The organism is Embleya sp. NBC_00888 (assembly GCF_045207655.1).
Classification (GTDB): Bacteria; Actinomycetota; Actinomycetes; order Streptomycetales; family Streptomycetaceae; genus Embleya.
This window is the reverse complement of record NZ_CP108784.1, coordinates 7,376,613-7,389,487: the sequence shown is the minus strand read 5'-3', so window position 1 is coordinate 7,389,487 and position 12,875 is coordinate 7,376,613. Positions and strand designations below refer to the sequence as shown.

The 12,875-nt window shown below is 70.3% G+C and carries 14 protein-coding genes; 7 read left to right on the top strand and 7 right to left on the bottom strand.

The window, feature by feature from the left end; all coding sequences use genetic code 11:
* The first annotated feature begins 61 nt into the window (after positions 1–61).
* Positions 62–2,020 carry a hypothetical protein gene (locus OG948_RS31450; RefSeq protein ID WP_406299685.1) on the top strand — a complete coding sequence of 653 codons (1,959 nt, stop codon included), beginning with the start codon at positions 62–64 and terminating at the stop codon, positions 2,018–2,020.
* 84 nt (positions 2,021–2,104) lie between these two features.
* Here the strand turns inward: OG948_RS31450 and OG948_RS31445 are convergent, their stop codons facing one another.
* Positions 2,105–3,322 (bottom strand): cytochrome P450, encoded by a 1,218-nt coding sequence (locus tag OG948_RS31445; protein WP_406299684.1) that lies wholly within the window; start codon positions 3,320–3,322, stop codon positions 2,105–2,107.
* A gap of 135 nt (positions 3,323–3,457) precedes the next feature.
* On the opposite strand from OG948_RS31445, the gene OG948_RS31440 reads away from it, so the two are divergent.
* Positions 3,458–4,354 (top strand): helix-turn-helix domain-containing protein, encoded by an 897-nt coding sequence (locus OG948_RS31440; protein WP_406299683.1) that lies wholly within the window; start codon positions 3,458–3,460, stop codon positions 4,352–4,354.
* Between the two features lie 18 nt (positions 4,355–4,372).
* The gene (locus OG948_RS31435; protein WP_406299682.1) at positions 4,373–4,867 is read left to right on the top strand and encodes a GNAT family N-acetyltransferase; all 495 of its coding nucleotides are present in this window, start codon (positions 4,373–4,375) and stop codon (positions 4,865–4,867) included.
* A gap of 71 nt (positions 4,868–4,938) precedes the next feature.
* On the opposite strand, the gene OG948_RS31430 is transcribed toward OG948_RS31435, so the two are convergent.
* The 3 genes from OG948_RS31430 to OG948_RS31420 all read right to left on the bottom strand — a co-directional run bounded on the left by OG948_RS31430 (position 4,939) and on the right by OG948_RS31420 (position 6,550).
* Complete coding sequence (locus OG948_RS31430) at positions 4,939–5,265, bottom strand: DUF397 domain-containing protein (protein ID WP_406299681.1); 327 nt, start codon at positions 5,263–5,265, stop codon at positions 4,939–4,941.
* A 192-nt stretch (positions 5,266–5,457) separates the two neighbouring features.
* On the bottom strand, positions 5,458–5,613 hold the full coding sequence (locus OG948_RS31425; protein WP_406299680.1) for a DUF397 domain-containing protein: 156 nt from the start codon (positions 5,611–5,613) through the stop codon (positions 5,458–5,460).
* Between the two features lie 49 nt (positions 5,614–5,662).
* Positions 5,663–6,550, bottom strand: coding sequence for a helix-turn-helix domain-containing protein (locus OG948_RS31420; RefSeq protein WP_406299679.1), 888 nt, complete (start codon positions 6,548–6,550; stop codon positions 5,663–5,665).
* A 395-nt stretch (positions 6,551–6,945) separates the two neighbouring features.
* Here OG948_RS31420 and OG948_RS31415 point away from each other — a divergent pair, with 395 nt between their 5' ends.
* The 3 genes from OG948_RS31415 to OG948_RS31405 all read left to right on the top strand — a co-directional run bounded on the left by OG948_RS31415 (position 6,946) and on the right by OG948_RS31405 (position 8,735).
* The gene (locus OG948_RS31415; RefSeq protein WP_406299678.1) at positions 6,946–7,236 is read left to right on the top strand and encodes a hypothetical protein; all 291 of its coding nucleotides are present in this window, start codon (positions 6,946–6,948) and stop codon (positions 7,234–7,236) included.
* Positions 7,237–7,478: 242 nt separating this feature from the next.
* Positions 7,479–8,261 (top strand): phosphotransferase family protein, encoded by a 783-nt coding sequence (locus OG948_RS31410; protein ID WP_406299677.1) that lies wholly within the window; start codon positions 7,479–7,481, stop codon positions 8,259–8,261.
* A gap of 90 nt (positions 8,262–8,351) precedes the next feature.
* Positions 8,352–8,735, top strand: a complete 384-nt coding sequence (locus OG948_RS31405) for a hypothetical protein (RefSeq protein WP_406299676.1) — start codon at positions 8,352–8,354, stop codon at positions 8,733–8,735.
* A 107-nt stretch (positions 8,736–8,842) separates the two neighbouring features.
* Here OG948_RS31405 and OG948_RS31400 read toward each other — a convergent pair whose 3' ends face one another.
* From OG948_RS31400 to OG948_RS31390, 3 genes are all read right to left on the bottom strand, one after another.
* A complete protein-coding gene (locus OG948_RS31400; protein WP_406299675.1) occupies positions 8,843–10,150 on the bottom strand; it encodes an MFS transporter in 1,308 nt (435 codons plus the stop codon).
* The gene (locus tag OG948_RS31395) at positions 10,147–10,719 is read right to left on the bottom strand and encodes an ArsR/SmtB family transcription factor (protein ID WP_406299674.1); all 573 of its coding nucleotides are present in this window, start codon (positions 10,717–10,719) and stop codon (positions 10,147–10,149) included. The genes OG948_RS31400 and OG948_RS31395 overlap by 4 nt, the downstream gene beginning before the upstream one ends.
* A 181-nt stretch (positions 10,720–10,900) precedes the next feature.
* The gene (locus OG948_RS31390) at positions 10,901–11,170 is read right to left on the bottom strand and encodes a hypothetical protein (protein WP_406299673.1); all 270 of its coding nucleotides are present in this window, start codon (positions 11,168–11,170) and stop codon (positions 10,901–10,903) included.
* A 96-nt stretch (positions 11,171–11,266) separates the two neighbouring features.
* On the opposite strand from OG948_RS31390, the gene OG948_RS31385 reads away from it, so the two are divergent.
* Positions 11,267–12,772, top strand: coding sequence for a sensor histidine kinase (locus OG948_RS31385; RefSeq protein WP_406299672.1), 1,506 nt, complete (start codon positions 11,267–11,269; stop codon positions 12,770–12,772).
* Positions 12,773–12,875: the final 103 nt, after the last annotated feature.

The following is a 12,875-nucleotide window of genomic DNA, read 5'->3' as shown; positions in this document are numbered from 1 at the left end:
GTCGGTGTCGGCCTCCGTCGTTACGCTCACACCCTCATTGGGTAGGGCCGGGGAGGTCGCGGTGCTGGTCGGGTTGGACGAGGTCGACTGGCCGACGCTGAGTCACGCGTACGGGCCCGCCGACGATGTGCCCGAGCTCCTGCGCGCCGCGGCGTCCGACGACGAAGAGCTTCGCTCCGAAGCGGTATATGAGCTGTTCGGGACGGTGTGGCACCAGGGCACCGTGTACTCGGCGACCCCGTACGCCGTGCCGTTCGTCGCCGAGTTGGCGCGGCACGGCCCCGGCCATCGGGGCGACCTGCTCCACCTGCTCGCGTGCATAGCCGGGGGCGGTGCGCACTGCGGCGGCGATGCCGACGCCGTCGGCGCGGGACGCGGTGCGGTGATTGCGCTGCTGCCGGACCTGCTGGGATCGGCCGGTGATCCCGACCCGGCTGTCCGCAGCGGGTTGCTTCGGCTGCTGGCCGCGTGCCGCCCCGACGGTACGGCCGCCGCCCTGCCGCTGCTCGACGAGCGCCTGCGCTCCGAACCCGACGCCCACATCCGCGCCGCGGTGGTCGCGGTCCTGTCCGTGCTCGACCCGTCCCGGGAGGCCGCGGAGGAGCGCAATCGGGGCCTTGCCGAGGACCCGGTTCCGCAGGTGCGGCTCGCGGCGCTCACCGAGCTCCTGCGCGGCACACCGGTCCCGTACCCCCGGGGCCTCGTGGCGCAGACCGCCGACGCTCGGGCGGCGCTGACGTCCGACCCGGAGGGCGGCTGGACCGAGGACGACGAGTCGCTCGACGATCTGCTCGTGCACGACCCCGACGCGGCCCTGTTCGCGACGGCGCGATCCGCCGCGGCCGGATCGCAGTGGTCGCTCGCCTGGGCCGTCGACGAGGCGTGGCGCGACCGGGAGCAGGACGTCCTGCCCTGGTACTTCGAGGAGTTGCCGAGCCAGGGGGCCGACGAGCAGCGGCACGCCAATCTGGTCCACCGGATCGCGCGTGCCGCTGCGGCCGTCCCCGCCCTGGCCGCACCGCACCTCGACGTGCTCGCCTCGTACGCCGCCGACGGCCGTCCGATGCTCCGGACCGCGGCGGTCACCGCGCTCGCCCGCGCCCGGGCGGACGGCGCGGTCGAGGGGTGCGTGCACCTCATCCGAAACGCACCGCAGGCGTACGGGACCGGCCTTGCCGTCACGGCCGCGGTCGAGGCGCTGGGCGACCGGGCGGAGCCTGTGGCACTGGCAATCGCCGAACACCTGCGCGATCCGCGACGCCGGCCGGCCGGAACCACGAACCAGAACATCGCGCTGGTGCTCGCGCTCAAGCGCTTCCCCGCGGTGGCCGAGGGCCTTGTCGACGAGCTCGTGGGGCTCATCCGGCGCGGCGTCTGCGTCCACGCGGCGGTACAGGTGCTGCACTCGCTGGGGCCGGGCGCCGAGCCGGCCGCCACCGCGTTGCGGGCGCTCGCCGAAGGGGACGAAGAAATCGTCCTCGCCTGCATGGCCGCGACCGCGTACTTCCGCGCCACCGGAGACGCGGACGTCCCGCTCGCCGTGTTCAGGCGTGGACTGGCGAGCCGCGACAAGGCGCATGTCTACGGCCGGGTCGGCGAACTCGGCCCTGCGGCCGCGTCCTTGCTCCCGAATGTGGAGGCCGGTCTCGGCGAAGGACTCGGCTGGGCGCGGGGCGCCGCGGCCGAGTCGATCTGGCGCATCACCGGACGAACCGACGACACCGTCCCCCTGATCGCCTCCGAGCTGCTCAAGACGGACATGCCCCATGCCGCCGCCCAGACCGGCGCCGTACGGCTGCTCACGGAGATGCGGCTCGTGCCCGAGGCGCTGGTTCCTCGGCTGCGCGAGTTCGCCGGATCGGCCCGCCGACTGGTCTACGACGGGTCCAACGACGGCACACCGCACGACGACGACATCGCCCGCGCGGCGGTGCGGCACCTGCTGGACACCGCCGCAGTCAGCCCCCTGCCGGTCGGCCAGGTCGTGCCCGACGACTTCGGGTGGGGGCCGGGGGTGTGACGCACACCCCCGGCCAACCGTGGGGCGGGAGGCCCCGGAGGCCGTGCCACGGGGGCGCGAGCCGCCGGAGGCCGCGCCGCCGGCTCACCGGTCGAAGCGCACCCGTAGCGACTCCGGTCCGCGAAGCGCGGTGCCGAGCAGGCCGCGGATCCGGGTCGGCTCGGCGAGTCGCATCGTCGGCAGGCGTTGCAGCAGCACCTTGAGCGCGGCCCGGATCTCGGCGAGGGCCAGCCAGGTGCCCAGGCACACGTGCGGACCGTCGCCGAAGGCGAGCGTCGGCCGGACCCGACGGCCGATGTCGAACACGTCGGGGTTCGGGTAGTGCGCCGGGTCCCGATTCGCCGCCGTGATCGCGAAGATCAGCGGTGTCTCCGCCGGTATGTCCAGTCCCAGACCCTGCCAGTCGCGGACCGGCGCGGGGCAGATCCGGGGCAGCAGTCCCACCGGCGGCTCCCAGCGCAGCGACTCCTCGACCGCCCACTCCGGTTCCGTGTCCGGGTCGGCCAGTACCCGGGCCAACTGCTCGGGGTGGGTGAGCAGTGCGTACAGGGCGTTGCCCAGGGCCAGGTAGGTGGTGTCGGCGCCGGCCGGGAAGAGCAGCCGCAGGAAGGACAGGATCTCCTCGTCGGTGAGCCGGCGGCCCTCGGCCTCGGTGCCGGCCAGGGTCGAGAGCAGGTCTTCGCCCGGGTCGATCCGGCGGCGCGCGACGATCGGCGTGACGTACTCGGTGAATTCGCGCGACGCGCGCTCGGCCGCGTCCGGCGCCATCGGGAAGTGGAACAGGTCGACGGCCCAGCGGCGGAAACGTTCCTCGTCGTCGACCGGCAGCCCGAGCAGCCGGGTGATCACCTGGACCGGGTAGCCGTGCGTGAACTCGGTGACCAGGTCGGCCTCTCCACGCGCTTCGAAGCGGTCGACGAGTTCATGCGCGAGCGGTTCCAGGATCGCCTCGACCTGGTCGGTGACGATCTTGCGGCGAAAGGCCGGCACCACGACCTTGCGGTTGATCCGGTGCTCGGCGCCGCGCATGCACTGGATGGTGTGCCCGAGCACGGGTTCGGTGGTCGCGGAGTAGATCGCGGACGCGGGGAACGACTCCTCGTCCTTGAACGCCGCACTCACCAGATCGTGGGTCAGAAACATCACCGCGCGCGTCCCCAGAAACGGCACGATCGCGTACGGCTTCCGAGCCCGAGCCGCCGCGATCAACTCGTGCGGGTTGGGAATGTCGTCGAAGGCGAAGTCGTATCCCTCGATGTCGAAGGGCGCGTCCAAGTCACGCACCATGGGCACATCGCTCATCCGGACTCCCCGGTCAGCCCTCGGCGTCGCATCGCAACCACCCGTCGTCGGTGACTGGTTGACGAATATTCGTCGCCGAAGTGACGTATATTCATTGACTCTAGGCATGACGTCGAGCCCGGACAAGAGGTCCCCATGGTTGCTTCGCCACCCACCGATCGGGTCGTGGCCGTCGTCGAGTTGATCGCCGCCGCCGCGCCGGTCGGGTTGAGCGTGTCGGAGGTGGCCGCGCGCCTGGACCTGAACCGGTCCACCGCGACCGCCGTGCTCGCCGCCCTGGAGTCGCCGGGGTGGGTGCAGCGTGGGTCCGATCGGCTCTACACGCTCGGGCCGGGGCTGCTTGCGGTCGCCGACGCGGTACACGCGCGGGTTCGGCCGCCGGGCGATACGGCGGAGGTGTTGGCGGGGCTCGCGGAACGGGTCGGCTGCGGAGTGGCGTTGTCCCTGGTCGGCGCGGACCACGTGGTCTTCCTCGTGGTGGAGCCGGGTCCGGGGCGGGTGCCGGCGGGGATCGAGGTGGGCACCCGACTTCCACTGCGACCGCCCGCGGGCGCGTCGGTGATGCCATGGCGGCCGGCCGCCGAACGGGCCGCGTGGCTCGCCCACGCCCCGGAGTTGGCGCCGGCCCTGGACACGATCCGGGCCCACGGCGTCGCCGCGTGGCGCCCACGCACCGACTCGACGGAACTACTGGCCGTCCTGCGGGAGGTGGTGGGCCTCCTGGACGAACACCCGGGCCGAACCGCCCTCCGCGAACGCGTCCGTACCCAGCTCGCCTCGATCAGCGCCCACCCGTACACGGACGCCGACCTGACCTCGAACGAACCCCTCCCCCTGAGCTACCTGGCCGCCCCCGTCCGCGACCTCCAAGGCCGCCCGACCCACGAGCTCCAAATCGGCCCCTTGCGCAATGCCGTAGGCCCGACGGAGCGCCGGACCTACATCACGGAGCTGCGCGCGACAGCGACCCACCTCTCCACGATGGCCCACCCCCGGCATGTCGACGCCTCGGACTCGGGCCCACGCCGTTGAACGCTCGGTGACACTGCCATGATCATCATCATGGGTATACGCATCACACCGGCCGAGGTGGGCGACTACCACCGGGTCCTGGCCGACCACCCCCGCTATTGGGGCGAACGCGATCTTCGGTCGCTGCATCTACTCGCACTGGTACAGGAGTTCGGTGCGACCTGCCTGGTCGCCCGAGCCGAGGACGGTATCCGTGGCTACATCTTCGGATTCGTCACCCCGGAAGGCACCGGGTACGTGCACCTGATCGCCACGCGAGACGATGCTCGCGGAAGCGGTCTCGGACGTCGCCTGTATACGGCGTTCGCCGAAGCGGCCGAACGCCATGGCGCACGGCAGTTGAAGGCGATCACGTCGGTCGAGAACACCGACTCGATCGCCTTCCATCGCAGCCTCGGCTTCGAAGCAAAGATCGTCGACGACTACAACGGCCCCGACCAGCCGATGGCCGTCTTCCACCGAGACCTACCGTTCGACATCTCGCCTTCCCAACCGACCGGCCTTCGTCCGTAATTGCGCTCCAGGCCGTCACCGCTTGAGCCCTGAGGCATGTGCCCGCAGCAACTTCCCGCGCCCGGGGGTGCCTATGCTCGAAGGGCTGCGGTCAGGGCCGCCCAGGAGGACGCGCCGACAACGAGGCACCCGACACTCGGGTCCTTCGAGTCACGGACCGGAACGCCCGCGAAGCCCGGCGCAACCTCTACGCAGTCCCCTTGGTTGGCACTGTACGTACTCTTCCGCCACGCATACGGCGTACTTGTCGCGTCGCGCCCGTCGGTGTGCTTCAACTCAGTTCCTTCACGATGCGTGCGATGAAGTCGCAAGGATCGTAGACGGCTACAACGGCCCCGGCCAGGCCCTAACCGTCTCCCGCCGAGACCTACCGTTCGACGTCTCGCGCTCCCGACCATCGGCCCTCGCTCGTGAGTGCGTGAAGACCGTCCATCCCGGGAAGCCGCCCCCCGAACTCAACGACCGCCCACGCAAAACGCTCGACCGGGAAGCCCCAGCCGAGCGCCTGCGTCTCTCGCAGCCCAATGAACCACGTGTTGGAACGACCCCTGGAATCCGCCGGTCGGGATGACGGGGCGTCAGGGGCGCGGCTAGGCGCGCAGAGCGACCGAAAGAGCTGTCCACGCGGCCGGTGTGATCACAAGGTGACCGATACCCGGGTCCTTACTGTCGCGCACGGCCGTTGTCGAGTTGCAGCAGAGAGCCACTTCCACACATTCGCCGTTCGGTCCACTGTAGCTGGACACTCGCCATTTCCCTATTTGGCCATTCTGCACGAACGCTACCGCCCCTCGATCACAGTGAATCCAGCATGCGCTTCAGTCGGGCACGAGTTTCCGCCGGCCCTTCAGCCGCCGAGGAAAGAAGTTCGAAACTTTGGCGATAGCCATCAGTTTCTACTGTCTTTTCCATGAAAAGAGTGCTGGTTAGATTTTCGCAGTACACTACATCGCTATCCAGATCCGAAGGAAAGTGCAGCGTAACAAACGAACCGCTGACGCCGGCATGTGCCCCTACCGACAAAGGCAGCACTTGCAGGTTCACTCGTGGATCTTCGGAACGAGTGATCAAGGCTTTGAGCTGCGCTCGCATCGTCTCCCTACCACCCATCGGTGCCATGATGACCGGCTCCCAGAGAACCACAGAAAGACGCGTTGGCTCTTCTCCCGGTTTGGGATCACGCCAAAATCGTTCCTGCCGTTCCTGTCGTACCTTTACGAAGGTTTCGACACTCTCGGGTTTGGCAGCCGCAGGGTTGACGCCTGTGATCGCGCGGGCATAATCCGGAGTCTGAAGCAGCCCAGGAACCAGGACAGTTTGCCAAGTGTGGACTTCGCTCGCCTTGCGTTCCAAGTCCAGATAATCGGCGTAGGCCGGTGGCAACGTGTCGTCATACGTCCACCACCAACCGGGTGCTGTGCTGCCTTTTGCCAGCCCCTCAAGGTGAGAGCGCAGGGTTTCATCATCCACGCCGTAGAGATCAAGCAAGTCCCGGACGTCGCGGGTACGTACGGGAACGTGCCCGGTTTCCATCCGGGAGATCTTGGCGCGTGAACATTCGAGACACGCTGCCGCCGCGTCGGCGGACACTCCGGATTCGTCCCTGAGCCGCCGCAACTGTGCGCCCAGGTTGCGTCCTTGCACCGTGGGCCTACGCGGGATGTAGCGCTCTGCCGCTGTCATGCGCTCAGTCTCTCGCTTCCGTCTTGCGCTGCCTACCATGATCCAATCCGTGCAACCTTTTCTCCAGCAAGCTTGCATAACTGACACTTGCGGGTGCACGCTACTCAAAGCGACATCACCGACACACACTGGTGATCTTGGGAGCCGGTCGCGCCCTGTCGCGCGGCCGATCCGTCGCGCCTTGAACTGCCCCGGCGTCGGTCTCGGTCGCGTGTGGTCCCGACGTCGGGGCGCGTGGTCTTGCAAGGGAGTGGCATGACGAAGTCGATGCATCCGCCCGGTGGGGTGCGGACGTTGAGCGTGGATCAGTACGCCATTCGGCGGTGGATCATCCGTCGGGTTCGTGCTCGGTATCCCCGGTTGGTCGTTCGGGGTGCACCTTGTGGGCGGTCGTCGTGAGTCGTGGAGCGGGGTTCGTGGTCGGTGTGGACGGGGAAGCCGTGCCGATCGTCGTGGCGCGGGAGTTGCCCCCGCGAGAACGGCCCGAACCCTTGCGCCACTCCGTCGGCGACTGGGTCGCACCGCGTCCCGGGCTCGGCCACGACGCCCATCCCGCCGGATGCGTCGAACGGGCCGAGGACTCCGCCGGGCTCGACAACGACCAAGTGGTCATGGTGTGTCCGCCGACCGGCATGCCGTACCTGCTGAAGGGCTCCGAGTTGTACAGGGTCAAGTCGCCACATTGACCCCCATGTTCGCCCCGCCCGGGTGCTCGGGGAAGGACACCGGGCGGGGTTCGCACCATCCGAGCGTTACCGATACGAAAGGCAGGGCACATGGCAAACGACGAGTACGAGATCACCGGCGGCGACCCGAACGGCGCCCACGAGTGGTGGCACTACAACCACGCCGACAGGTGCAAGCACTGCACCGCGGTACGCACCAAGAAGTAGGACAGCATCGACCCCGTGACCACCGAAAGGCCGCGATGAGCAAGCGCTACACATGGTCCGAACTGCCCAAGGGGCTGCGGTCCTCCGTCGAGTCGGTCACGGGGCCGGTACTCGAGTCCGAGCGCATCACCACCTGGCACAGCGACGCACCGTTCACAGGCGCGCTCATCACCGACACCGGACGGGTGTTCGCAAAGGCCGCACCCGACCACGACACCGCCACGATCGAGCAGTACCGGCGAGAAACCCTGCTCGCCCCACTCGTGACCAGGTACGCCGCGCCGTTGCTCGGTCGTGTCTCCGAGGACGGATGGACGCTTCTCCTCTTCGGCTATGTGGCCGGCGGGAATGCCGACCTGTCCCCCGGCCACAAGGACCTCGGATACCTGTCGGCGACGCTGCGGGCGGTTCAACGGATCCGCCCGCCGCACGGCCTCGCGCTGCCGACGCTCGCCGACCAGTGGGCGGAACACCTGAACCGCGACGAACGATCGTTGTTGTCCGGCACCCACTTGCTTCACAACGACCTTGTGCCGTCGAACGTGATGCTTCGATACGCCGGATACGACACGCAAGCCGTGCTGGTCGATTGGGGCCGCGCCGTGCTCGGTCCCGCGTGGGCGGAGTACGCCGGTCTGTACATGTGGCTGCTGTTCAGCGGACACGACCCGGCGCAAGCACGCGCGTGGCTGACTCGGTTCCCGGCGTGGCGGATGGCAAGCCGAGCAGGCATCCGCGCCTACGTGGCCGGGGCAACCGCCGAATGCGCCGACAGTCCGGAGCACGTGGCGCGTTGGATGTCACTGCTCGATCGGTGACGACCCCATCGTGACCCACCCATGAAAGAAGCCCCGGCGACCGCTGGAACGGTCCCGGGATCGGCCGACAGCTTAAGAGGAGCTGACGACGTGACTCACTTTATCGCTGCCGTCTTCGGGTGGCTGCGCCGACGACGCACCCCGCCGAAACCGGACGGGCAACCCGCCCGACCCACCGCACCGACGCGCCCCCGACCGAGCCGTCGCGCCAACCCGAAGCCGCAGACCCACCCCCAGTGGCGCACCTTCGTACCGCCCGCCCCCTCCCCCGCCACCGACGACGGCCCGCCCGTGCAGGACTCGGCGACGGTCGTCCCGCCGTACCTGATGACGCCCCGAGAAGTCGCCGAGCGCAGGCGCAGGATCGCCGAAGCCGGACAAGCACACCTCGCCGCCGCAGTCCCGGATGCCAACCCCCGACCCGCTGCTCACCGCCGCCCCCGCCCGGCCCGTGGCGCGGGGGCGACAGCCTGATCCCCGCCCCGCCCTACCGCTGCCGCTGACACGACGGACACGCACGCCGGTCCCGAGTCCCGCCCGGGACTCGGGACCGGCGGTGCGTTCCGGACCGGCGCCGGGCCTCACACGACCCGCTGCGCCACGCGCGTGTCGACGTCGTCCTCCCTGGCCGTGGGCAGATCACGCCGGCGGGCCATCGGCGAGAAGAGCAGGATCAGGGCCGCCGCCGGGATCGCCGCCGCCATCACCCAGACCGTGGGACGGACTCCGATCGTCGAGCCCAGGGTGCCGGCCAGCACCGCGCCCAGCGGGATCGTGCCGTAGTTGACGAACTGCATGCTCGCCGTCATCCGACCCAGCAACCGCGGCGGGCAGTAGCGCTGTTGGAAGCCCGCCTTGATCACGTTGCCCGCCACGACGCCGGCCACCATCGCGAAGTTGCCCGCCACGAACAGCGCGAGCCGTACGCCCCCACCGGTCAGCGGCACCAACAAGACAAGCACCGGCAGGCCCAACTCGAACACGATCGTGGCCCGCGCGGTACCGATCCGTGCCGCGACCCGGCGCCCGACGAACGCCCCCGCGACGCCCCCGAGCGAACCGATCGCGATCAGGCCGCCGACCACGCCGGGGCTGACCCCCACGGTCCGGACCAGGAACACCACCTGGATCGATTGCAGCCCGACCAGGCCGAGGTTGGACGCCCCGCCGAACAGCGCGAACGTACGCAGCCATCGGTCGTGCGCGACCAGCCGCAGGCCCTCGCCGATCTCGCGGACCAGCGAACGTCCGGCCCCCGCGTCGGCCCCCGCGTCGGCCGCCCCGGCCACCCCGCCCGGCTCGTGCGGCGGTTCGCGGTGCCGGATGCCCAGCAGACACGTGAACGAGGTCAGGAACGTGCCCGCGTTGACGAACATCCCGTTGACCGCGCCCACGAGCTGCGCGATCAGGCCGCCCGCGCCGACCCCCGCGATCTGCGCGGCGGACGCGCTGCCGTGCAGCTTGCTGTTGCCCTCGGCCTGGTCGGCGGGACCCAGCAGGCTCGGCAGATAGGCGGTGTACGCGGTCTGAAAGAACACCGCGGACACCCCGGTCGCGAGCGTGATCGCCAGCAGCAGGCCGACACTCAACAACCCCGCGAAGTGCACCAGCGGAACCGCCAGGAACAGCGCGCAGGACGCCACCGCGGCGCCGAGCATGATCGGACGTCGCGCTATTCGGTCCACCCACACGCCCACCGGCAGCCCGATCAACAGCCACGGCAACCAGGCCGCCGCGCTGAGGAGGCCGACCTGGAACGTGCTCGCGTCCAGCGTGGAGACCGCGATCAGCGGCATCGAGACGCTGGTGACCGAGGCGCCGAACTTGCCCGTGGTCTCACCGAACCACAACAGTCGGAAGTCGCGGTGTCGGCGCAGCAGTCCACTCATGTCGATTCCTGGGATCGGCGCGGAAGGGCCTGGTACTGGAGCACCACCGTGATCGCGCCGGGCTGCTCCGGTGCTTGCGTGTACTCGCTCACGAGCGCGACCACACGATCATTGAGCTCGGCCATCTGATCGGCCGTCAGGCGCGCGCCGCTCCAGTCCGAGACGGCTCGGGCCCGCACCCATTCCGGGCCCATCTCCTGGGCGTCGGCGTACGTGGCCACCATGCGCTCGGCCTGCTGCCGCAGGGCCTCGTCCTCGTAGACCACCAGCGCGCCGCTCGTCTCCGGGTCGTCCCGGAAGTCGCTGGTGTTGAGCTGGCGCGGGTTGTAGACGGCCCGCCACCAGCGCTCGCGCTTGGTGCCGCGGTCGGGGTCGTCCTCGATGAAGCCGTGCTCGGCCAGGGTGCGCAGGTGCCAACTGACCGTGCCGGTGCTCTCGCCGAGTCGCGCGGCGAGATGGGTGGCGGTCGCGGGGCCATCCAGCTTGAGAAGTTCGACGATGCGCATGCGTAGCGGGTGGGCCAGGCCACGCAGGCTGCGGGCGTCCATCCGCGGAAGTGGATTGGGCATGACCCGACTCTAATATGCAGAGACTTCTCTGCAAAGGACTCTTGGCAAAGAAGTCTCTGCAAATGGTCCTCTGCAAGTGTCCCGGCGGATCGGCCCAGCGGGTGGGGGCCGAGCCGGTGGGCCCGAGCGGTCGCCCCAGCGGGCGGGCCCGAGCGGGTCACCCGATCCGAGCCGCCCGACCTCAGGGCGCGCCGTCGTCCAGAGCCACCGGCCCCGGCGGCGGCGTGCAACACGACTCCCCCGGCCCCACGGGCTCTCCGGGCACCTCGCTCGACCCCGGCACCACGGACGCCGTGGGACTGATCGGCACCGGGACCGGCGTCGGCCGCGGCCCGTCCGAGTCGTGGGTGAAGTGCAGGACGAGGGTCGCCACCAGGCCGATCACGATCACGGCCACGCCGACGAGGGCCTGGACGGTCTCGCGGTGCGGGCGGCGTCGTTTCTCGGACATAGCGCCACGTTAGGCATGTTCGGGGTGCGCCGGCAGGCATGGCACACGACTTTCGACGGAGGTGTCGCGACCCGGCGGGTCGATACCGTCGCAATCATGCGCACCACCCCCGCCGCCTGGGCCGCCGACCTGGCCCTGTGGACCCTGCTCGGCGCCGGCATGCTGACCGTCAACGCACCACTGCCGCTGTCCGCCACGCACGCCGCGACGCTCGCGATCTGCCTGGTCGGCGGCGCCGTGTTGAGCCGGACGTATCCACCCGCCGCGCTCGCGCTGACCGTATTCCTGGCCCAGCACGACGCCCGCTGCTACGCCGCCGTGGCCCTCGCCGCGTTCCTGGCCGGGCGGCGCTCCGCGGACGGACCGGGTCTGCCGTGGCGGCTGGTCTCGGTGCTGGTGCCGGCCGCGCTCGGGGCCTGGATCGAGTCGCCGAGCACGGCCGAACTCGCGGTGCTGCCCGCCGAACTGCTGGGCCTGGCGGCGATGCCCTGGCTGATCGGGCGCTACCGCTATCAGTGGGTCGCGCTGCACCGACGCGGCTGGGAGCAGGCCGCACGGCTGCAACGCGAGCGGGACCTGGTCGAGGAGCGCACCCGGCTGCGCGAACGGGCCCGGATCGCCCAGGACATGCACGACTCGCTCGGCCACGACCTGAGCCTGATCGCGCTGCGCGCCGCGGCCTTCGAACTCGACGCGACGCTCACCGACGCGCAGCGCGAGCGGGCCGGCGAACTGCGGGCGGGCGCGGGCGCGGCGACCGAGCGGCTGCACGAGATCATCGGAGTGTTGCGGGAGAGCGACGAACCGGCGCCGGTGGACCCGGTGCACGAGGACCTGGACACCCTCGTGGCGCGCTGCCGCGCCTCGGGCATGGTGATCCGCCACACGGTCGAGCCGACCGCCGAGCCGGTCGCGCTGCCGCCGATGGTCGATCTCGCGCTGCACCGGATCGTGCGCGAGTCGCTGACCAACGCGGCCAAACACGCGCCGGGCGCGGTGGTGCGGATCACGGTCACCCACGGCCGCGAGCGCACCACCGTCGAGATCGCCAACGGCCCCGCCCCGCGTCCGGCCGAGTCCGCGCCGGTCGGCAGCGGCCACGGCCTGGTCGGGATGCGCGAGCGGGCCCGGCTCCTAGGCGGCACGTTGACCGCGGCGCCGGACGCGGACGGGTTCCGGGTGCTGGCCCACCTCCCGCACCACGCCGCGCCCGCCCGCCCGGACACCGCCGGCCACGTGGAACAGGGCCGGCGCATCCGCCGCCGGTTCGTCAAGGCGCTGGTGTGGACCGGCGCGGGCGTGCTGCTCGCCGGATCGGCGTACGCGCTGACCACCCAGGGCGAGGCGGTGTCGCCGGGCGACTTCGACCGGATGCGGATCGGCCAGACCCGCGCCGAACTGGCCTCGATGTTGCCGGACGACCAGAGCGACCAACGCCCGGAGCGGGAACCGCCGATCCCGACCGGCGCCGCGTGCGAGTACTACACGAACGGCGACTTCCTGCCGAGCCGGCTGTTCCGCCTGTGCTTCGTCCGCGGCGTGCTGGTCACCAAGGACGACGTGCCGCTCGAACAGCGACGCGACCGGAACGACACACGCTGACGAAACGAACCGGCCGGAACCGGCCCAACCCACCCCATCCCACGTAATCCACCGCACCCCACCCACGCACCCACGCACCCACGCACCCACCCGAGGAGCCACC

What these genes read in the sequence shown, in the direction of transcription:
- OG948_RS31440 (WP_406299683.1), top strand. Translation starts at nt 3,458, where the DNA reads ATGGTTGCTTCGCCACCCACCGATCGGGTCGTGGCCGTCGTCGAGTTG.
- OG948_RS31410 (WP_406299677.1), top strand. Translation starts at nt 7,479, where the DNA reads ATGAGCAAGCGCTACACATGGTCCGAACTGCCCAAGGGGCTGCGGTCC.
- OG948_RS31420 (WP_406299679.1), bottom strand. Translation starts at nt 6,550, where the DNA reads ATGACAGCGGCAGAGCGCTACATCCCGCGTAGGCCCACGGTGCAAGGA.
- OG948_RS31395 (WP_406299674.1), bottom strand. Translation starts at nt 10,719, where the DNA reads ATGCCCAATCCACTTCCGCGGATGGACGCCCGCAGCCTGCGTGGCCTG.
- OG948_RS31390 (WP_406299673.1), bottom strand. Translation starts at nt 11,170, where the DNA reads ATGTCCGAGAAACGACGCCGCCCGCACCGCGAGACCGTCCAGGCCCTC.
- OG948_RS31430 (WP_406299681.1), bottom strand. Translation starts at nt 5,265, where the DNA reads ATGGTCGGGAGCGCGAGACGTCGAACGGTAGGTCTCGGCGGGAGACGG.
- OG948_RS31385 (WP_406299672.1), top strand. Translation starts at nt 11,267, where the DNA reads ATGCGCACCACCCCCGCCGCCTGGGCCGCCGACCTGGCCCTGTGGACC.
- OG948_RS31445 (WP_406299684.1), bottom strand. Translation starts at nt 3,322, where the DNA reads ATGAGCGATGTGCCCATGGTGCGTGACTTGGACGCGCCCTTCGACATC.
- OG948_RS31400 (WP_406299675.1), bottom strand. Translation starts at nt 10,150, where the DNA reads ATGAGTGGACTGCTGCGCCGACACCGCGACTTCCGACTGTTGTGGTTC.
- OG948_RS31435 (WP_406299682.1), top strand. Translation starts at nt 4,373, where the DNA reads ATGATCATCATCATGGGTATACGCATCACACCGGCCGAGGTGGGCGAC.